A 21,008-nucleotide genomic window follows, 5' to 3' on the forward strand; every position below is an offset into this window, starting at 1 on the left:
TTTGTAGCGTATTAAAATGTTGAAAAAAAGCACTTTATTCATATTATTCGTATTTGCAACAGGGATTTTTTATGCTCAGGACTATAATGCTTTAGTTTATAAAGGAAATAGGAATTTTGAGAATAAGAAGTACGATGATGCTTCGGCTAAATATTTAGACGCCATAAAAAAGAATCCACAAGACTTTACGGCCCATTATAATCTGGGAAATTCATTGTACAAACAAAAGATGTACAAAGAGGCTCATGCTGAATATAAAAAGGCTGCGGAGTTAAGTAAAAATACGAATGATAAAATGGCTTCTCTGTATAATCAGGGAAATGCTATGATGCAGCAAAATAATCATGAAGAGGCTGCAAAATATTATAAGGAAGCTCTGAAATTGTCCCCTGCAGATTCTTCACTCCGCAAAAACTATGAAATTGCGATGCTGAAAGATAAAGAGAAAAAGCAGAAGAATGGAGGTGGTGGAAATGACCAGAATAATAAAAACCAACAAGGTAATCAAGGTCAACAAGATAATAATCAGGGCGATAAAAAAGATAAGCAAGGCGGCAATGACCAAAAGAATAAAGGTCAGGGTGACGGGCAGGATCAGAATAAAAATGAAGGAAAAAATAAACTGCCAAAAGACGTAGAAAAAGAAATTCTTCGTCAGATGGGAGATAAAGAAAAAAATACATCGAAAAGAATACTTAATCAAAAAGCAAACAGTAGCCCTATAAGCAACGAAAAAGACTGGTAATGAACCGGGTGTTTCTTTACATATTATTTCTGTTAACTGGCCTGCAGATTCATGCACAGGTTGAGGTTGACGTGGTTATGGATGAGAAACCTAGCTATAAAATTGGTCAGGAAATTCCTATTGTATTTATTGCAACTTCCAAATCTTCTCTTGATGTCCGGATGAAGTTGCCTTATTTTGACCCTAAAAAGTACGATGTATCACTTCCTGCTACCAATACAGAATATTTTCTGGATGATAAGGGTGTATCTCTAACGAGGTTCTCTGCTTTGGTTGTTGTAAAACCTAAAGTGCCTGGTGCACTGAAAATAGGTAGTGCCTTGGCCAGGGTGGATAATGTAATGTATAAAAGTGACGCAAAAGATATTTTTGTTAAGAACGAAAAATACGTAGAAAACAGGCCTCCTGTCCGCAATAATAACGAAGTATATATCAAGACAAACGTCAGTGATAATGATGTCTATGTAAACCAGGCTACTATGGCTGTGGTAACTGCGTATAGCAGAAATATGAACAGTCTGGATAATGTTGAAGATGTTCAGCTTCCACCTGCGCAAGGTGTCCGTTACTACAGAGTAGGGGACAGCAATGGTGAAGTGAATGATCATGAAGAAGAATATTCCATGAGAATGGCTGTTTATCTTTTGTTTCCGGAAGAAGCGGGCAGAACTATTATTCCTCCTGCCAATGCTAAAGTAGTACAGGGCGGTAGTACAACAAAGATTAAGGCGAACAGTGTAAGCCTTAATGTAAAACCACTGCCGGAAAATGCACCTGCAGATTTCCAGAATGCTGTTGGTAAATACGATGCAAAGGTAGCTGTGAAAACACCGGGAGATCTTGAAATAAACAAACCTGTTAGCGTTGAAGTAAAGCTTACTGGTGTAGGAAATCTGAAAGATGTACATTTGCCGAAATTTGCTAATTCTGAATATTACAGCGTGTTTAAACCAAAAATAAATTACAATGTTAAGCCTTCGGGTAGCAAAGGATTTAAAGGAGAGCTTACAGCCAACTATATTATAGTACCTAAAAAGCAGGGAAATCTTCCGATTGCTTTAGAAGGCTTCTCTTACTTTGATCCGGAAGAAAAGAAATATAAACAAGTAGCTTTGTCTACAATACCATTATTTGTGCAGACACCAGAACAAATGGCATCTGACAGATCGACTGTGGAAAAAGTTATGGAAAATACTGCAAGTGTGCTCAACCAGAAAGTAAAATTACCAGTTATTGCTCAGGTAGATGCTGATCATAGTTTCGTGCCGAAAAGCTCAGAAAATATTCCTGTATGGTTATTATTTGTAGCATTAGCATTTGTAGCATTCTTCCTTTATTTCTTCTATAAAATATACAGCTCCAACAAAACGGCTTCTCCAACCGGGAAAAATTATTCTCCACACTTTAAGCCAGTAACTAATGTTGAAGATTCTGAAAAACAGATTCGCGAAGAAATGTCTGTAGATATTCCTGCACACCTTCAATATCTGGATACACTGATTAAGCAAAAAGATTACTCTGGTTTCTTTAGCGCTTATGCAGAAATGAATGCTGATTTGGAGCACGACATTGATATCCATCACAACATGACGGTATTGGATTATATTGAAGATACCTTCGGAAGAATCGATATGGAGACATTCAAAGATGTACAAAGCCGCGTTGAGCTGATGAAGTTTTCCCCATTTAAGGAAGAAGATTCTATGAATGATTTGTTACAGCAGATCTACTCCGCTTATTCGAAAATTGAAAAATAAACGATTTTATTTTTATAATTTTGTACCATTAATTTTCTGTATGCTCGAAGATATTTCAATTAAAGAGATAATGACCTCCTTTATGGTTTTGTTTGCCGTAATAGATATTATTGGCTCAATTCCCGTTATTGTAGGTCTGAAACAAAAGTTTGGAAAGATTGAAGCGGAGAAAGCATCCATCGTAGCCGGATGTATTATGATCTCCTTCTTATTTATAGGTGATAAAATACTTAAACTGATTGGAGTAGATGTGAATTCATTTGCAATAGCCGGAGCTTTTGTGATTTTCATTATCGCCGTGGAAATGATTCTTGGAATTGAGATCAATAAACCCGGAAAAGTGAATTCGGCTTCTATTGTTCCGATTGCCTTTCCTTTAATTGCCGGTGCAGGTTCTCTAACGACAATTCTTTCACTTAGATCGGGATTTCACGATATTAATATTATCCTGGGAATTATCCTTAATATTATTCTTATCTATGTGGTACTGAGGTCTGCAAACTGGATGGAGCAGAAGCTTGGAGATGCATCTTTACAGGTTTTGCAAAAAATATTCGGAATTATTCTTTTAGCTATCTCTATTAAATTATTTACAGCTAACTTTGCACAGTTGATCAAGAGCTATATCAACTTTTAAATTTTTATTTTATGAAGACGTTTTATAAGGTGTTTTTAGTATTGTTTATTGTTTTTATTGGTATCAATTTTTATGCAGTTCAGTGGAATCTGGGTGCATTTAACGAAGAAAATGATAAGTTCTGGTTTTCAATCGCTGCTGCAATTGTAGGAATAATTGTTGTTTTTATCATGGACTTCTGGAGCCGCTTAAGCACCAAGAAAGGTTAGTCGCTGCAATACAGCGTCAGCTTTCATCTCGGTTTCCTTCCATTCCTTTTCAGGCTCACTCAGAGCTGTAATTCCACCACCGGCATAAAGTAAAATACCGTTGCGGAAAAGTTGTGCACACCGAAGGTTAACATAGCAGGTTGTTTCATTATCTTGTTCTGCCTGTATATAGCCGGCATAAAATGCCCTGTTATACTTTTCAGTATTTTTGATAATCTCAGAACATAAATCTTTAGGAACACCACATACCGCAGGAGTAGGATGTAACTCTTTTATAAGAGTAGAAATATCCCGTCTGCTGACTACTGCTTTAAAATCGTTGCGCAGGTGTTTTATATTGCCCGATATGTGATCATATACAGGGCTGATTTCTACTTGTTGAGAATATCGGCTAAGTACAGATTGTATATAAATGCTTACAGGTTTCTGTTCCTCTATTTCTTTTTCAGACCAGTCCTCGGACACAGGAAGAGTTCCTGCGAGGCTCATCGTTTCAAAGTCTTCCGTAATTTTATTGTATTGTCCCAGTACTTCAGGTGTAGCACCTATCCATGCCTCATTTTTGTCTACAAAAAGGTGTATAAAAGCATTTGGGTAATCCTTGCATAATTTCAGGAAAGTTTTACCCAGATCTATTGTTTCATGCTCCGGAGTATCAACCCATTTTTGTCGGGATATTACGACTTTAGGTAACTGATTTTCTTTAATAATCCTGATTACATTTTCTATCCGGGCTAGATATTCATCTTTGGTTTCGGGTGTACCATGGTATTCCTGCTGAATGTTTTGACTGGTAATATTCAGATTGAGAATTTCTTGTTCAGTAATTGGCTGAAAGGAACCATCGAATGTGATCTCCTTCAGATTGTCAAAAGAATGAAATTTGATTGTATTTTTAAGAGGAGTATAGCTGTTAAGAGTATAAAAAACCTCTTTAAAAGGAAATTTAAAAAGTATCACTTTTATATTTTAAGTTAGTAAAGAATGTAAAGGTATAATCAGTAAAATAGAATAAAATAAACGACATACTTATTGCAGAACAAATCCGGAATAAGCATGTGCGTTTGTTATCTTATTATTGTACCATCACCTGACATTAATTACCACATTGGTCATCGTAGAATGGCAGATAAGGTCACCTTTCTCGTCTCTTATTTCTATTTCGGTAAAGTGCTGTGTTCTTCCTTTGCGGATAAGTCTTGCAGTTCCGGTAACCATTCCTTCTTTTTTAGATTTAAGGTGATTACAGTTAAGGTTAGTTCCTACAGCTGCATTTACAGATCTGTCCAGTACAATATTGGACAGACACGAACCTAAACTCTCCGCCAATGCAGCACTGGCTCCGCCATGCAGCATACCTAATGGCTGATGTACAACAGGTGTTACAGGCATTGTTGCTACAAGAAAATCATCACCAACATCTGTAAATTTTATATCCAGTGTCTGTAATAATGTATTTCTGTTCCAGTCGTTTAATGCTTGTAGCTGCTCTTCCTTGGTCATCTTAGTAGATCTTAGGGTTGTAGTTTTCAGGATATTTGGCATTTATATCCTTGAAGTAGTTTTCAATTTCATCCATAACACTCTCAAAAGTTCTTGTAGTGAGATCTTCATAAGAGATCATATGGCCTATTTTAATCGTTTTGTATTTGTAGTCTCCTGATGCCAGTACAATTGGTACTTTAGCCTGCAATGCCATGTGGTAAAAACCAAGTTTCCACTTTTTTGCATAAGAACGGGAGCCTTCCGGAGTAATTACAAGACTGAAGTCTTCTTTCTCAAATTCTCTTGCTATAACATTAATAAGGTCATTCTTCTGAGATCGGTCTATACCGATAGCTCCGATAGATTTAATAATACCTCCGTAGAAAGCTTTGGTATGAGAGTCTTTAATGATTACTTTCAGACGTTTGCCATATTTCCAGTATACCATAATTCCCAACAGATAATCCCAGTTGGAGGTATGTGGTGCTTCTACCAGAATACAACGGTCCAGATTTTTAAGATCACCATCTAACTGAACTTTCCATCCAAGTAATTTAAGAAGAGTACTACCAATAAGTTTTTTCATTCCGGTTTGAATAAATAATTAAAACGATTGCAATAGCTGCAATCGTTTTACAAATATAAAGATTATGCTTATACTTTTAAAATAAGGTTGAAACAAAGTCCATAATTTTAAGGACTATTTCGAAAACAAACTGGATCATGACTGTGGGTTTTGGTGTTAAATTTCTTTAAAACTAACACCACAAATTTAGAATTTTTTTTGAAAATTACCCAAAAAGTGGTGTTAATTTTTTTACAATAATTTAGATTATCTGGTTTTTATTTTAACCTCTTTTTTGCCGTTGCTAATGCTTACGTTCACTTCTTTAATAGAATCTTTGTCTATTTTAATTTTGTTGTCGTCGTCAGATTTTCCGATTTTAATATCGTCAACAGCTACTTTTTTGCCGTTTACTATAATACTGTCCGGAGCATCTTCATTGCCAGTGGTACTGATAGAGATGTTGCCATTGAAGCTGTCATCATCATCATTATCCTTTTCGTTTAGGCTAACGTCAGCACCCGGTGCAGTTACTACTTTCATTTTTTTCGGTACTACAAGTTTGTATTCTATTCTGTAGTGACGGAATCTGTTATCATAGTTATAAGAGAAGTAATTTGGCAACAATATTTTGTTATCGATAACTTCTACCGGAAGCTTCATTTGCAATGGTTTGTTATAACCGTTTGCAGATTTTTCTACAATCAGATATGGTGCTGCAACATCTTTTCTTTCAACATGTATGTATGGATAAGTTTTTTCGAAGATTGTTTTCTTATCAGAATAGATATCGCTGATGTATGATTTGAAGTTCTCCGGAATAATAACCTTTTTGTTATCCAGTATTATACTGTCAGACTTAGTATTGATCGAGATGTTCTCTGTTTCTTCATTGTGTCCGTTGAATCTGAAATTAGTTTTAGATGCGGAATAGCCAATAAATCCGATAAGTACAATCCAGCACAATACAAGTGTCCCGATAAGGTATCCCATATATTTTATCTTCAGATTCGGGCTGAATAATTTCAGTGAAATCAATGTAAATATAATAGCAGGGATGAACATGCTCAGGAATCCGAAGAAGATAATTGCACTACCTGTTACACCATCGTTAAAATAAAAGTTGATGTTTTCAGGAATATCTATAGCCCCTTCTCCAAAAGATAACCCTCCGAATAATACTGCAATACTTCCTAAGAAAAATGATACTGCAATTGCTGAAGTAAATAATCCAAAGATTATAGAAAGAGCCTTTAGAAAAGCATTTCCTACATCGTTTGCCTGTCCTTTATTGCTTTGGTAAAACTGATTTACTTTTTCAGAAGAATCTGTTGCAAACTGTACAACTTTGTTGCTCTGTTCCTTCAGGTTGTCAAAATTAAGAGGCTTACCTCTCATTTTTAAGAAATCACCTGCAGTTTTTGCTTTAGGAACTACTATCCATAAGATAATATAAATAAGAGCTCCGAAACCTTTTGCGAAAAGTAATAGTACAAAAGCCAAACGAATCCATACAATGTCTACTCCAAGGTAGCCGGCTAATCCTCCGGATACACCTCCGATCATTTTTGTTTCAGGATCACGGAATAGCTGTTTGTCTCTGCTGAAGCCACTTCCGCTGGCTCTGGAGCTTCCGCTCTTTTCTTTGGAAGTATACTCCTGCTCTTGCTCGTCGATCTGCTCTGGCGTACCGATAAGGGCAATTATTGCCTCTACGTCTTCATCGTTAACCACTTCGCGTTTACCAAGTCTGCTTTTGAAGATCTCTACAATACGCATTTCTATATCCTGCATTACCTCATTAGCTTCTTCCGGTTCCATAGAACGACGAAGGGCAGCAAGGTAATCATTAAGCTTTATATAGGCATGTTCCTCAATTGTGAAAGAGAAACCTGCAAGTCCTATTGATAGTGTTTTATTCATTGTCTTGGCTTTTTGTTATTTGGTTAACAGAATCTGTTAGTTCCGTCCAGGTGTTTTGTAATTCGTTCAGGAATAATTTTCCTTTCTCAGTTATTTCATAATATTTTCGTGGGGGGCCGCTTGTAGACTCTTCCCAACGGTAGGAGAGAAATTCTCCGTTTTTCAGGCGGGTTAGCAACGGGTAAAGTGTGCCTTCCACAACATCTAGTTTTCCTTTTTTCAGCTCATCAATAAGATCTGATACATACATTTCTTTTTTATTGATAAGACTTAAAATACAGAACTCTAAGATGCCTTTTCGCATTTGCGCTTTGGTATTCTCTGTATTCATCTGTGTAATGGTTTGATTTTAAATTAATTTTCAGAATAAACTCTCAGCTGATTTTAAGCTTATTCCGATTTTACATTACAAAGATATATAAACTAAATGGTATTATGCAATACAAAGTAGTAAAATAATTTCAATACTAAGTGTAAGTTCCTGTAAATCAGATATAAAAATTTTAACTGTATTTTTGGGGTTATTTTAGATAAAGCAATTTTTAATGAAAAGTGATGCTAAATAATGAAGCTTGGTTAAAAATAAATGTGAAATTTGATTGACTTTACTATATGAAATTGTAGTAATAATACGTTTAAGTTTAAAATAATATTAAATTTGATAAAAAAAATTATGAAAAAAATGTTTTATTTGGCTTCTTTGCTAATAGGAGGGGCAGCTTTTGCACAAATCACAACAAACGAAATTAACGGAATAAAGGTGAATATGCCTTTAACAGAACTAAATGCTAAATTCAAGCAGGATATTAAACCAAAAGTAGTAGAAAACTTTACAGATGAACCAGAAAACTTTACCCCGGTAACTATTAATGGAACAAAGTACAATCTCATCTTTGTGAAGGACTTCTACAGTCCGGAGAAGATTTTAGTTTATTCTGTTGCAACAACTGATCCTAAGAGTAAAGGTAAAAATCCGATTGGAATCGGGAGTACACTGGCAGAACTAAAGAAAGCCTATGCTAAAGAATCAACAGATACTACTGGCAATACTTTTACAGTATACCAGAAAGACAAAGGTGAAAGAATCCTTATTTTCAAACTGAAAAACAATAAAGTTACCCGAATCTTTGCTTCTGTATTTGCAGCGGGTTAACACTACAAATATTCCTGTAATTTAACAGGTAATCATCTAAAGGTACTAAATAAGTTTAGTACCTTTGATAGATGAAATTAGAGAAAGAAATCCAGTTTATACTGGCTGTAGATGCACTGAAAAATGTGCAGCGCAGAAACTACAATGCAGATGATTCCCGCAGAGAAAATACAGCAGAACACAGCTGGCAAATCGTAATACTGGCACAGATCCTTTATCCATATGCTAAAAATAAAGAGCAGGTTGATTTACTTAGAGTCATCCGTATGCTTTCTATTCACGATCTTGTAGAGATAAATGCCGGAGATACTTTTCTTTTTGATGAAGAAATGATGAAAGGTAAGTTTGAACGTGAGAAAATTGCGGCAAAACAGATTTTCGGAATTTTAGATGAACCTTTGCAATCTGAGTTTTACGATCTGTGGATAGAATTTGAAGGCGAAGAAACTCCTGATGCCATATTTGCTTGTGCTATAGACAGAATTATGCCTTTTATTCTTAATTCTAATACCAGCGGGAAAAGTTGGACAGAAGCCGGAATTACAGAAATTCAGGTGCGCAATATGCTGGAAAATGTAATTAAGCGTGCTTCAGATGAAATGGGAGAAGCTTTCGACATCCTGTTACAGAAAAGTATTGATGAGGGAATGTTGGTAAGCTAATCTTTAATTTAGCGGACATGCAGGACTTTATAGAACAGATTAATCTTTACTACCCTTTGTCAGCAGAAGCAACTGATGCTCTTTTGGAAATATGTAAAGAGGATTATTTTAAAAAGAATGAATTGCTGCAAAAGTCTGGTGAAACAGCCAGATATTATTATTTTATAAAATCCGGTCTGGTAGGTTATTATATGATAGATGAAGACGGAGAGCAGGTTTACAAGTTGTTTTTTGCAGAAAAAAGCTTTCCTGCAGCCACAGTTTCTATTATTAAAAATGAGCCCGGAGATTTTAGTATTGTAGCACTTGAAGATTGTACCGTTATAAAATATCCGGCGAAAGAATACCGGGATTTGCTTACTAGACATCATGATCTGGCAATGTTTCATATCCGCTATCTGGAGAAAAATTGGGTTGTAAATAAAGAACCGCTGGAGATTTCCTTAAAGCATGAAACAGCAAAGCAGCGTTATTTGAAACTATTGAAAGAACCAGATTTGTACAACAGGCTGAAACAGCATCATATTGCATCTTATTTGGGAGTGACACCAACCCAGCTAAGTCGCATAAGAAAAGAAATAAAAGATTAAAAGCATTTACATATGTAGATGCTTTTCGCTTTTTTACATCTCAATTTTGTCTCATCAATTAATAATAAAAATTATGAAGACATTATTTAATCTCACCCTTTTATTGGTATTCTCACATCCACTTTTTGCACAAAAAGTTATTCGTGAAAAGATCTTTAGTGCAAAGATGAAGAAAGAGATCAGTACGATTATTGTAACTCCGGATATTAAACCTCACCAACAATACAAAACGGTGTATATTCTGCATGGTTATAGCGGGAATCCGGAAAGAACTTTGACGCAGGATATTCCGGATTTACAGGCTAAGGCAAAAGCCTTTAATACCATCTATATTTTGCCTGATGGTAATTACAATAGCTGGTATGTGGATAGTCCGGTGGATCAGAAATCACAATACAAAACTTTTATAGGTTCAGAATTGGTACAGTATATCGATGGACACTATCCTACAAAAGCTGAAAAAACATCCAGAGGAATTCTAGGATGGAGTATGGGTGGCTTTGGATCTCTGTATATCGGAACTTCTTTTCCGGAAACATTCGGGATTGTAGGCAGTTCTTGTGGAGCTTTGGATTTCCGGACGTTCAATGAAGGTTACAACAATTATCAGGTGGATAAAGTTTTGGGTCCGCTATCTTCTTTAGGTTCAGAATATATTTTGTCGGATAATACTGATAAAATGCTGAACACAGGACAATATTATATTCTGGACTGTGGAATAAATGATTTTTTTATCAGTAAAAATCAAAGTTTTCATCAAGAATTGCTCGGCAAAAAAATTGAACATCTTTACATAGAATCCTTAGGAGAGCACAACACTGAATACTGGAGTCGTGCTTTATCTAACCAATTATCATTGTTTGAAAACTATTTTAGTCATCAGTAAAAAACAAAGACTGTCAGGATTACACATCAATGATTCTGACAGTTTTTTAGTTAGCCTGTTGATTGACTTTTATTTTATACCAGAAATCGATAATCCATGCAAAGAGAGAGTAGAAAATTAAGATACATGGAAAAATAACGAATACAGCAAGGAGAACATAACCTTGCTTCATGCCTTGTTCGTCGACTACCCATTGGATAAAGTCGAAAGAGAATATGAAAACAAGGGATGTAAGGATAGCAATAATTAAAGAACCTAAAAGCACAGTATAATTAAACTTTTTGGGTTGTTTTCTTCTGCGGTTGAGTATCCATTTAATATGAAAATAGACCATAATCAGGAACCCAATTGTCATAATACCAATAGGCTGTAGAAAAAGTAAGATCTTGCCAAACACAGAAACCTTCTTCGAAAATGTAATTTCCAGCTGCTCCTGTGTTATATCATTAATCTGTATTTTGTAATTTCCGTTTTGTCCTTCCTGGAGCTTGCTAATATTGGTGTCATTTACTTCCAGGCCAGAAGGAATGTGTAAATTAATTTCTATTGGCCCAAAGGATTTCCAGTAATTGGAAGGGTATAGGGCATAGGAGATTTTGAATTCTCTTAATAGCCCATATATATTGTATTCCGGAATGCCTTCGTATTCTACAACAATATTGTTTTCCCCTTTTTGAAGGTCGGTCTCAAAATAGATAAGTTCATTCAGATTAACATGTTTTGGAGAATTCTTCTCAAAACTAATATCATATGAATCTTCACTATTCTGATTTTTGTGAATAAATGAAAACTGAGAAATGTTCTGGTTAGTGATTTTCGGAGTATTTATCTTTTTACTGTTGACAGATACCGTGCTTTCGGAAGCCATGTTTTGCGCAATAAAGAGTAAAGGAAGTTTGGCTTCTTTTTCGGAATATATCTGGTAAGATACCTTGTACTTTACTCTGTAAAATTCAAAATAGTCATCAGATTTATCTGAAGAGACTACAGTTAAATCCATTTTTTCACTCAGTACTTTACAATCTTTACTTCCGAATATAGGCGAGCTTGTAGTTCCGTCGGAATAAGGTTTTGCCATATTTCCGTAAATACGGACACAGGTGATCAGTATGAAAAGTAACAGAAAGTATTTTGTAAGTATTGTGGAATGGTGTTTCATAAATTATTTTCAAGGCTGAAAATTAGGCAGAATTTTTATATTTTTTGAAAAGTTACTGAACAAAGAAAAATTAACAAATAAAAAAGCCCGTAAAAGGGCTTTCTGTTTTTTAATATTACTGTTATTACTTCTACTGTGGGCAGATTACCGCAGGGCATTTGTATCCCGGGCAAAGAGGCTTAGGTATTTCCGGGCAGCATTCATAGGTACACCAGTTACCAGCACTACCGTTAATACTTTTCATTTGTTCTCTGGACAATGCTTTTTGGTTTTTAAGCTTTAAAGCGTTTGCTTTTAATGTTTTCATTTTTCAGTGATTTTGGTTAAAAAAAATATTATAAAAGTTTAGTACATGATTGTACAATAGCAAGTTAAATATTTTTTTTCAAATGAGAATACAACTCAAATATGCCCGATTATAGTGTTGTGTCCGGCTTTTTAGGTCCATATATTGCCTCCGGATTATTACGCAGGAAATAAGCAAATATGCAATGGAATAATAACAATATAGCAAAAAGAAGGGAGCATATATAAAATGCGCCTCCAAAACCTAGCGTAATAGATAAATCGCTTCCAAAGCCAACTTTATAATCTCCCAATCCATTCATTTGAGATTGGAATGTCCAATAAAAGACGGATAAACATAGTAATGCTATTGCGGAAAGCACAATATGATAAATATATTTTTGCCTTATACTTCGAATAGCATGCAGAATGATCCCTAATATTGCAGACACTAATGGAATAATAATAAATGGGTTTGGCGGAATATTGCCTTTGGAATTATCCGATTTATCCATTGGGGTGTATCCATTTTCATCAGAAGAGTTATTATTTCCGAAAGAACCGAAAGGAGAATCTTTCTTCAGTGTTTCTTTCATTTGATTGTTCATTTTTTCTTTAGAAATACCTGTTACCAAATCGGTCCCTTTAACAGATATTAGTGTTGTGCTGCCACACTTTACAAGAAAAAACGGAAAGAAGAAACATATAATAATTACACTATAGCTGGGAATCGGTAATAAATCTGAAATGACTTTTAATGGTTTCATAATTGGTATTTTGGTAAAAATAGGGATTTAGATCAAATAATAAAAAATCCCTTAACAGAGCTGCTAAGGGGTTGATATAAGTTATATGTGATTTCGGAAATCCGAATTAGATTCTCTCTAACTCGTCTGCATTTATGGTTGTCTTAAATGTTCCGTAATTTACAATCACTTTATTTTTAGAGATTTTTTCGATCGTACCAACACTTGTACTTCCGGAGATCCGTACACGCTGACCTTCTTTTAGCCACAGAGCACGTTCTTTTTGTTTTTTCTCTTCCAGCTTTTCATTGGTTTCAGCGATCTTTTCCTTCACATCATCCTTTTTCAGCTGTTGGGTAATTTTCCGCTTTACTACTTTTAATCTGTCATTAGTAGTTTTGTCAGTTTCCTTACGGCGGTATTTTTCCTGTTCCAGAATTTTTACAAAATCCTTTACAATGTCTTTTCGGGACTTCCCGTTTACATAGCCGTCGATGAAAGATTCTACACGATTTCCAAACTGTAGCTTACGGTGCTCCTCTTCATATAGCTTCTGAAAGTTGAAGAGCTTTTGCTGCAGCTGTTCATTTAGTTTTTGCAGATTATCGCGTTTGTCTTCTACAGATTCTTTTCTTTCGGTAAGATCAGATTTCAGTTTTTCAACCTCATATTTCTCTTGCTGCAGCTTTACAATCGTTTTATCAAGATTTACAATATCATGTTCTACCTTTTTCTGGGCATTTTTAATAATAAATCTTGGTATTTTATTTTTCTCGGCAACTTCGAATGTAAATGAACTTCCGGCCTGGCCAATTTCTAGTTTGTACATAGGCTCCAGAGTCTCTTCATCAAAGAGCATAGCCGCATTGATAGCATTTGGAAGTTGTTCCACAACCAGCTTGATGTTGGTGTAGTGGGTCGTAATAATGGCAAAGCTATTCTTGTCATAGAAGAATTCCAGAAAAGCTTCTGCCAAAGCACCACCAAGTTCAGGATCGGATCCTGTTCCAAATTCATCAATTAACAATAATGTATTATCATCTGCCTCACGGATAATACCTGCCATTTTCTTCAAACGCGAAGAATAGGTAGACAAGTGATTTTCGATAGACTGATTATCTCCAATATCCGTACGTATTTTGTCGAAGAAGAACATCTCCGATTTAGGATGTACGGGTACCAGAATTCCACTCTGAATCATTAATTGTAGTAATCCTACAGTTTTCAATGTAATAGACTTTCCTCCTGCATTGGGTCCGGAGATACAGATAATTCTGTTTCTCTCGGAAAGCTCCAGCGTTTGCGAGTAGATAGGCTTTTGCTCTTCCTGATTTCTCATCCATAGCAACGGATGGTAAGCATTGATAAGTTTTAGCCTCTTCTTCTCATTGATTTCAGGAAGTATGCCATTCACTTTATGTGCGAATCTGGCTTTAGCCTGTGTAAGATCAGTATCAAAAATATAAGCCTGATATTCCTCCAGCAAAGGTTGGAATATAGCGATCTCTGCAGTAAGCTGGCGCAGAATTCTGTCTATTTCTTTTTTCTCTTCTTCTTCATTCTCACGAAGGCGGAACTGATGTTTTACAACACTTTCCGGCTGTATATAGGTAATAGAACCTGTTTTGGATACCCCAAGTGTTCTGCCTGGTATTCTTTTCTTAAATCCTGACTTTACAGCTAATACTCTTTGATCGTCTATAATAGTTTCACGAATATCATCCAAAAGGTCCGATTGTCCGTACATTGTTAATGCCCGGTTGAAATTTTCCTGAATGGCTTTTCTTGCATGACTGATTTCCTTACGTATAATTTCCAGATCCGGAGAAGCATCAGACTTTACTTCACCATAGCGGTTAAATACATTATTAATCTTCTCAATAATTTCTTTAGTCAGTTCAATTTCCTGAGACTCACTAAAAAGTACAGGGTAATATTCATTGAACTTTTTAAAGTAAACCACCAGTTTTCCTACCATCATTGAGATATTCTTTATCTTCATGAAAGATGCTGCATCCAGGCGATAGTTTTCTATAGCCATTACCTTTAGCTCGGCTTCTATATCCTCATATTCATTGAAAGGGATAGCATTGTCATTCTCGTATGACGATGCATATTCCGATACCTTGGTAAGACTTATTCTGGCCTCATCCAAAGGCATAGGTAGTATATGGGTAATCTGTTCTGCTATTTTCGGAGAAAATGCAAAAGGAACGATTTGTTCTAAGAGTTGCGGAAATTCTAATTCCGATAAATTGTCTTTTGTTACTTGCACAATGCAAAGATAATCAATGATAAAAGAAATTTCACTAACTTGCTTCAAACTAATTAACCGAAAACCTCAATATGAGAAAATTATTTTTTTTCATAGCCTGTGTTGTATTCATCAGCATAAGTAAGGCCAATGAAATAGATCTTATTAAACACCGGATTGCCGAATGGCACTGGGAGAAAAGAGTGGATAAAGCTGCAACAGTACGAAATGCACAAAAATGGCAGCAAACACTACAAGATAATCAGCAATGGAAAGATGTAGATTATGCAGATCCATCTCCAAGTGTGTGGAAGGGCATAGACCATCTGAAGCGAATTCATGACATGACGGTTGCTTATACTGCACCGTGGAGCAGTCTGAAGAATAATCCGGAAGTTTTCAAAGCCATTGAAAATGCTCTTGTCTACTGGAACAGGAGTAAGCCTAAAAATAAAAATTGGTGGTGGAACGAAATAGAAGCACCCAGAGTATTGGGCGTTATCCTTATTATGCTTAGTGAGAAGGATAACCAAAATAGGCTTTCCGGTGAGCTATTTGCAAATCTGGTAAAGCAAATGGAATATAAACGCTATAAAGGCGATACAGGAGTAAATATGGCGGATTATGATACGCATATTTTCTACAGTGGATTAATCAATAATGATGAATCCCAAATCCAAAGCGGACTGAATAATATATTCTCTATCAGTAAACCAACGGTAAAGGAAGGAATTCAATTCGATAATTCCTACGCACAGCACGATATCATGCTGCACATCTTTGGTTATGGAACCGAATATCTGAAAGTAGAAACCTATATCGGTGCCATGGTAGCCGATACAAAGTTTGCCATGAAAGGCGAACACTTACGAGTATTCACAGATTTTATCACTAAAACTTTAATTCCGCAGATTCGTGGTCGCTATACTAATTCAACATCCTTTGGCAGACAGATCTCACGGGAAAACTTTACTGATCTGGAATGGCTGGTTCCTTATCTGGAAAGCCTTATTCTGATAGATAAAGCCAATATTCAGATTTATAAAGATACTATATTACGTCTTGAGGGCAAGAAGAAACCGAATTACCATATTGCAGAACTTCAGAAACATTATTGGAATACCGATTTTTCGTTTTATCAGGACAAAAAATATCAGTTCTCAATTCGGATGTCTTCTAAATTTACAGAACAGGCAGAGACCAATCTAAATGGAGAAAACAAACTTGGCGGTTACCGTTCTATAGGCTCTTATTCAATATTACAGGATGGGACAGAATATTTCAACATATATTCTATATGGGACTGGAAAAAAATTCCGGGAACAACTACTTTAGATCAGTTACCGATTCCTGATACCTATTGCCTTACTCCCGGAGTTTCTGGTTTTGCAGGTGGGGTAAGTAACGGTAAGATAGGTGCATCTGCATTTATGCAAAATCAGTTTGGTGTGAGAGCTGAAAAATCATGGTTTATGTTTGAAGGTGCAGTTATTTGTCTGGGCAATAATATTTCAGCTGAAAGAGAAGGGAAGGTCTTCACAACTGTGGAGCAAAGTTTTTTCAAAGATCAACTGGTTTATCAGAATAATGAAGAAACTAAAAAAGTTGCAGCCGGACAGCTTATAAATAATGTTGGAGAGCAGGTACTTATTCATAATAATACAGCTTATCTTTTTCCACAAAAGACAAATCTGAATGTCAGTACACAGGTTCAGAATGGGCGCTGGAAAGACATTAACGATGTAGGAAGTAATGAAGAACAGAAAAATGCAGTATTTAAAGTGTGGATCAATCATGGAGAGAAAGCTGATAAAGCAGCTTATCAATACCTTATTATGCCCGGGATACACAAACCTGCAAAAGCCAGAAAACTGGCGGATAATTTTGTAATACTTAATCAGACAAATGTACAGGCTGTGTATAGTAAATCTGCTAATAAGCTGATGTTGGTTTTCTTCCGACCTTCGGAAACGGAGATTGAAGGAATAAAGATAAAAGCAGATCGGGCATGTATTATACTAATCGAAAATCCGGGATCCGAAAATCCGGAGTTATATGTAGCAGATCCTTCCCGGAAAGCAAAAGAAGTAAATATAGAATTAGGAACAGAAAAAATTAATATTCAGCTTCCTGTTACTTTAGATTATGCAGGTTCATCCGTTCACTATAAAAAAACTAATACATAATTATAATTCAACATGAAAAAACTCTTACTAATACTATGCTGCTTTGTTTTTGTGGGATTTTGTAAAGCTGACGAGATAGAGGTAATAAAACAAAGAATTGCGGAATGGAACTGGTCTAATGATATTAACCGAACCGAGATTATCCGGGATGCACAGAAATGGGAGCAGACATTACAGGCGGATCAACAATGGCAGGATGTAGACTATAAAAATCCTACACGTGCTATCTGGACGGCATTTCAGCACCTGAAAAGAGTAAAGGAGATGACCATTGCATATACAGCTCCCTGGAGTTCGTTGAGAAATAATGAAAAAGTTTTTGAAGCTATTCAAAATGGATTGTTATTCTGGAATAAAGCCAAAATGAAGAATATTAACTGGTGGTGGAACGAGATAGAGGCTCCGAGAACTATTGGTGTAATATTGATTATGCTGGAACGAAATAATGGAAAACAATTGCCTGGTGAACTTTTCAGCAGCTTGGTAAAACAAATGGATTATAAGCGTACGAATGGCGTTACTGGTGTTAACCTTGCCGATTTTGATACTCATATTTTTTATAGTGGTTTGTTGAATAAGAATGAGGAAGAAATTCGAAAAGGATTGGAAAATATTTTTTCTATAAATAAAGCAACGGTAAAAGAAGGAGTGCAGTTTGATAATTCGTATGCCCAACACGAAATTATGCTGCATCTTTTTGGCTACGGAACAGAATACCTTAAGGTGGAAACTTACATTGGTGCTATGGTGGCTGATACCAAATTTGCAATGAAAGGTGAACAACTGAGAACTTTCACCAACTTTATTACGAGAACATTGATTCCGCAAATCAGAGGACGTTATACCAACTGGACATCATTTGGGCGACAGATTGCCCGTGAAGATTTTACAGATATGAAATGGCTGGCTCCTTATTTTGAGAAGCTAATCTTAATGGATAAGATGAATACAGGTGTTTATCAGGATGCGATTGAGAGAATTAACCAAAAGAAAAAACCAAATTTCCATATTGCAGAACTTCAAAAGCACTATTGGAATACCGATTTTACCTTTTATCAGAATCCTGTTTATCAGTTTTCTGTAAGAATGTCATCCAAATATACACAGCAAGCAGAAACGGACCTGAATGGTGAAAACAAAAAGGGTGGAAACCGCTCTATTGGTTCTTATGCATTATTGCAGGATGGTACAGAATACTATAATATCTATCCGGTATGGGACTGGAAAAAAATCCCGGGAACGACTACACTGGAAAACTTCCCTTTACCAGATACTAAATATTTAACACCCGGAAAATCTGTATTTGCAGGCGGGGTAAGTGATGGTAAAACCGGAGTGTCTGCATTTTTGCAAGATCAGTTTGAAGTAAAAGCCCAGAAATCGTGGTTTATGTTTGGAAGAGAAGTTGTTTGCGTAGGTAGTCAGATTTCCACGGATAAAGATGATGAGGTGCTAACAACGGTAGAACAGAATTTCTTTAAAGATAAAGTTATATACCGGAACTCTGTTGATAAGTACGAAGTAAAAGGAGGACAGTTGGTAAATAGTAATGATCAGCAGATCCTTTTACATCGGAATACAGCTTATATATTTCCGGAGAAAACTAATCTGACTATTTCTTCTCAGATACAGAAAGGAACCTGGAAAGAACTGACAGAACTGGGGAGTACAGAAGAAAAGAAATCAGCTGTATTCAAATTATGGATTAATCATGGCAAAAAAGTGAATAATGGCAGTTATCAGTATTTTATTGTACCCGGCATCCGTAATGTGAACAGAGCAAAGAAAATGGCTGCTGATTTTACCATATGGAACCAGAAAGATGTACATGCTGTGTATCAGAAATCATCTAAAAAGCTAATGTTAGTTTTCTTCAGATCTGCAGAGATTGATGTGATGGGGCAGGTGATTAAGGCTGACCGTGCTTGTACATTCCTAATCGAAAATTTGGAAGCACAAAGCCCTGAAGTTTTCGTTTCCGACCCTTCAAGAAAAGAAAAAGAAGTAAATTTGGGGATCGGAAAAGAGAATATTCATATTAATCTGCCTACCGACAGAGCTTTTGCCGGCTCTTCGGTACACTATAAAAATAAATAAGAAAATGACGTGGTCTGAGGTTTTAGCTCCTATTAAAAGTTCTGAATACTTTGAAACCTTATGGAAAAAGGTTAACGAACAATATAAAACACAAAAATGCTTTCCGCCGAAGAATCAGATCTTCCGGGCGTTGGAGCTTACTCCGTTTGATGATGTAGAAGTGGTAATTATAGGGCAGGATCCTTATCATAACGATGGTCAGGCAAATGGTTTGTGTTTTTCTGTATCCGAAAGTGTAACAGCACCACCTTCTCTAAAAAATATATTTACGGAGCTGAAAGATGATCTTAGTATTACCAGAACCAAAAAGGAGCTGGATGACTGGGGACAACAAGGTGTTTTACTGCTCAATGCAACGCTTACCGTACAGGCGCATCAGCCCAATTCGCATAAAGATTTGGGATGGGAGAAATTCACAGACTATGTAATCCGTCAGATTTCTGAGAAAAAAGAAAATGTGGTTTTTGTACTCTGGGGAGCTTTTGCACAGAAAAAAACAGCGCTGATAGATACTTCAAAACATCATATTCTGGCATCGGCACACCCTTCGCCTTTTTCAGTATACAGAGGTTTTTACGGAAGCAAGCCTTTTTCTAAAATCAATGAATATCTGGAAACAAAAGGAAAGAAACCTATTGTTTGGGGATAGTAATTAGTAATTTTCTGAACTTAATATAAACAAACCTCATAGATCTTAGAAATCTATGAGGTTTTTTACTGCATATTTTTGTCAAGATATTTACACCGTTTGCTTAGAATAAGAGCTTGTTTATATTTTATAGTTAATACTCTTCGACAAGCTCAGAGTAACATCACTTATCCAAAATATTTTCATTTTAGAGGCGTCAGGCTGAGTTTGGTTTATATTGAGCTTGACGAACTATCGAAGCCTAATATTTTGAACTAGAATTTAAACTTGCTCTAAAAGTTATGGTTTTATTCTTACGATTTTGTTTTCACGAATAACCACAATCTCACTGTTCTTTTCTTTTTTGAATTTAAGCATCCTTTCATATGCTTTTTCAAGTCCCTGTAATATTTTAGTTTTTCTTTCGTTTTTAGCTTCTTTTGTCATAATAAGTTTTTAAATTATTAAACTTTTCTAAATCATAAATAATAATGTCTTCACCATAAGATTTCTCAGCAATTAGAATATGCTTTCCTTCTGAGTTGTCAAAAATTAAAATTTGATCAACAATTTCTAAATAAATGTTAAACAAATTCTTAATGCCATTCAGATATCTTCTTTCAATGACATCGTTAGGTATATTATGTCCACCTTCATTAACTCTTATCCTTACACGTTCCTTTGCTAGCTCTGAACTTTCAAGCCAAAAGAAAAGCAAGGTCGTATTATAATTGTTTTCTTTTGCATATTTAATTTTTTGTTTGTAAGTCTTCGTTGCCAAGGTTGTTTCAAATGCAAAAGTTTCCTGATTTTTAAATAATTCATCAATTCTGTTAAGCATTATCCTTCCAGCCTCAAAAGCTACTTTTTCTGGTTGAAAAGGTGAAAGTCCTTTTGCAATTTCATCAGCATTTACAAACTCTTTACAATCTAATATTTCAGGTAAAATTGTAAAAGAGGCCGTTGTTTTTCCAGCTCCATTACAACCAGCAATAATGTAAAGATTTTTTTCATTCATTAATACAAAATTAGTACAAAAAT

The 21,008-nt window shown here is 35.6% G+C and carries 22 protein-coding genes; 11 read left to right on the forward strand and 11 right to left on the reverse strand.

Annotation, left to right across the window (positions count from 1 at the left end; genetic code table 11):
• Positions 1-16: 16 nt before the first annotated feature.
• Genes AYC65_RS01310 through AYC65_RS01325 form a run of 4 tightly spaced genes read left to right on the forward strand, consistent with a single transcriptional unit; the run spans position 17 to position 3,348 of the window.
• Complete coding sequence (locus AYC65_RS01310; protein WP_034866232.1) at positions 17-745, forward strand: tetratricopeptide repeat protein; 729 nt, start codon at positions 17-19, stop codon at positions 743-745.
• Positions 745-2,502: a BatD family protein gene (locus tag AYC65_RS01315; RefSeq protein ID WP_034866231.1), complete on the forward strand. Its 1,758-nt coding sequence runs from the start codon at positions 745-747 to the stop codon at positions 2,500-2,502. The genes AYC65_RS01310 and AYC65_RS01315 overlap by 1 nt, the downstream gene beginning before the upstream one ends.
• Positions 2,503-2,542: 40 nt before the next feature.
• Complete coding sequence (locus AYC65_RS01320) at positions 2,543-3,139, forward strand: MarC family protein (protein WP_034866300.1); 597 nt, start codon at positions 2,543-2,545, stop codon at positions 3,137-3,139.
• An 11-nt stretch (positions 3,140-3,150) separates the two neighbouring features.
• Positions 3,151-3,348, forward strand: coding sequence for a hypothetical protein (locus AYC65_RS01325; protein ID WP_034866229.1), 198 nt, complete (start codon positions 3,151-3,153; stop codon positions 3,346-3,348).
• Here the strand turns inward: AYC65_RS01325 and AYC65_RS01330 are convergent.
• The 5 genes from AYC65_RS01330 to AYC65_RS01350 form a co-directional block, all read right to left on the reverse strand.
• Positions 3,328-4,308: a chorismate-binding protein gene (locus AYC65_RS01330; RefSeq protein WP_034866227.1), complete on the reverse strand. Its 981-nt coding sequence runs from the start codon at positions 4,306-4,308 to the stop codon at positions 3,328-3,330. The two genes, AYC65_RS01325 and AYC65_RS01330, sit on opposite strands and share 21 nt — an antisense overlap.
• 126 nt (positions 4,309-4,434) lie before the next feature.
• Positions 4,435-4,851 carry a PaaI family thioesterase gene (locus AYC65_RS01335; RefSeq protein WP_009089496.1) on the reverse strand — a complete coding sequence of 139 codons (417 nt, stop codon included), beginning with the start codon at positions 4,849-4,851 and terminating at the stop codon, positions 4,435-4,437.
• A gap of 1 nt (position 4,852) precedes the next feature.
• Positions 4,853-5,419, reverse strand: a complete 567-nt coding sequence (locus AYC65_RS01340; protein ID WP_034866225.1) for a 1-acyl-sn-glycerol-3-phosphate acyltransferase — start codon at positions 5,417-5,419, stop codon at positions 4,853-4,855.
• Between the two features lie 246 nt (positions 5,420-5,665).
• On the reverse strand, positions 5,666-7,321 hold the full coding sequence (locus tag AYC65_RS01345) for a PspC domain-containing protein (protein ID WP_034866223.1): 1,656 nt from the start codon (positions 7,319-7,321) through the stop codon (positions 5,666-5,668).
• On the reverse strand, positions 7,314-7,652 hold the full coding sequence (locus tag AYC65_RS01350; protein ID WP_021348241.1) for a PadR family transcriptional regulator: 339 nt from the start codon (positions 7,650-7,652) through the stop codon (positions 7,314-7,316). The genes AYC65_RS01345 and AYC65_RS01350 overlap by 8 nt, the downstream gene beginning before the upstream one ends.
• Positions 7,653-7,994: 342 nt before the next feature.
• Between AYC65_RS01350 and AYC65_RS01355 the strand changes: the two genes are divergently transcribed.
• From AYC65_RS01355 to AYC65_RS01370, 4 genes are all read left to right on the forward strand, one after another.
• Positions 7,995-8,474 carry a hypothetical protein gene (locus AYC65_RS01355; protein ID WP_034866221.1) on the forward strand — a complete coding sequence of 160 codons (480 nt, stop codon included), beginning with the start codon at positions 7,995-7,997 and terminating at the stop codon, positions 8,472-8,474.
• 71 nt (positions 8,475-8,545) lie between these two features.
• Entirely contained in the window at positions 8,546-9,136 is a 591-nt protein-coding gene (locus AYC65_RS01360) for an HD domain-containing protein (protein ID WP_034866219.1), read from the forward strand.
• A gap of 17 nt (positions 9,137-9,153) precedes the next feature.
• Positions 9,154-9,726, forward strand: a complete 573-nt coding sequence (locus AYC65_RS01365) for a Crp/Fnr family transcriptional regulator (RefSeq protein ID WP_034866216.1) — start codon at positions 9,154-9,156, stop codon at positions 9,724-9,726.
• Positions 9,727-9,799: 73 nt separating this feature from the next.
• A complete protein-coding gene (locus AYC65_RS01370) occupies positions 9,800-10,612 on the forward strand; it encodes an alpha/beta hydrolase (protein ID WP_034866214.1) in 813 nt (270 codons plus the stop codon).
• 46 nt (positions 10,613-10,658) lie between these two features.
• On the opposite strand, the gene AYC65_RS01375 is transcribed toward AYC65_RS01370, so the two are convergent.
• The 4 genes from AYC65_RS01375 to AYC65_RS01385 form a co-directional block, all read right to left on the reverse strand.
• Complete coding sequence (locus AYC65_RS01375; RefSeq protein WP_034866212.1) at positions 10,659-11,771, reverse strand: hypothetical protein; 1,113 nt, start codon at positions 11,769-11,771, stop codon at positions 10,659-10,661.
• A 130-nt stretch (positions 11,772-11,901) separates the two neighbouring features.
• On the reverse strand, positions 11,902-12,078 hold the full coding sequence (locus AYC65_RS20895) for a bacteriocin-like protein (RefSeq protein ID WP_165689197.1): 177 nt from the start codon (positions 12,076-12,078) through the stop codon (positions 11,902-11,904).
• 109 nt (positions 12,079-12,187) lie between these two features.
• Positions 12,188-12,823: a hypothetical protein gene (locus AYC65_RS01380; protein ID WP_034866210.1), complete on the reverse strand. Its 636-nt coding sequence runs from the start codon at positions 12,821-12,823 to the stop codon at positions 12,188-12,190.
• A 106-nt stretch (positions 12,824-12,929) separates the two neighbouring features.
• A complete protein-coding gene (locus AYC65_RS01385) occupies positions 12,930-15,077 on the reverse strand; it encodes an endonuclease MutS2 (protein ID WP_034866207.1) in 2,148 nt (715 codons plus the stop codon).
• A gap of 71 nt (positions 15,078-15,148) precedes the next feature.
• Between AYC65_RS01385 and AYC65_RS01390 the strand changes: the two genes are divergently transcribed.
• From AYC65_RS01390 to AYC65_RS01400, 3 genes are read left to right on the forward strand one after another with little or no spacing between them, the layout of a single operon-like run.
• The gene (locus AYC65_RS01390) at positions 15,149-17,242 is read left to right on the forward strand and encodes a polysaccharide lyase family 8 super-sandwich domain-containing protein (protein ID WP_034866205.1); all 2,094 of its coding nucleotides are present in this window, start codon (positions 15,149-15,151) and stop codon (positions 17,240-17,242) included.
• Between the two features lie 12 nt (positions 17,243-17,254).
• Positions 17,255-19,339, forward strand: a complete 2,085-nt coding sequence (locus tag AYC65_RS01395) for a polysaccharide lyase family 8 super-sandwich domain-containing protein (protein ID WP_034866203.1) — start codon at positions 17,255-17,257, stop codon at positions 19,337-19,339.
• Positions 19,340-19,343: 4 nt separating this feature from the next.
• Positions 19,344-19,988 (forward strand): uracil-DNA glycosylase, encoded by a 645-nt coding sequence (locus AYC65_RS01400; RefSeq protein WP_034866201.1) that lies wholly within the window; start codon positions 19,344-19,346, stop codon positions 19,986-19,988.
• Between the two features lie 279 nt (positions 19,989-20,267).
• Here the strand turns inward: AYC65_RS01400 and AYC65_RS20900 are convergent, their stop codons facing one another.
• Positions 20,268-20,414, reverse strand: a complete 147-nt coding sequence (locus AYC65_RS20900) for a hypothetical protein (protein ID WP_009089526.1) — start codon at positions 20,412-20,414, stop codon at positions 20,268-20,270.
• Positions 20,398-20,985, reverse strand: coding sequence for a zeta toxin family protein (locus AYC65_RS01405; protein WP_034866200.1), 588 nt, complete (start codon positions 20,983-20,985; stop codon positions 20,398-20,400). Before AYC65_RS01405 ends, AYC65_RS20900 begins: the two co-directional genes overlap by 17 nt.
• Positions 20,986-21,008: the final 23 nt, after the last annotated feature.

This window comes from Elizabethkingia bruuniana, assembly GCF_002024805.1.
Classification (GTDB): domain Bacteria; phylum Bacteroidota; class Bacteroidia; order Flavobacteriales; family Weeksellaceae; genus Elizabethkingia; species Elizabethkingia bruuniana.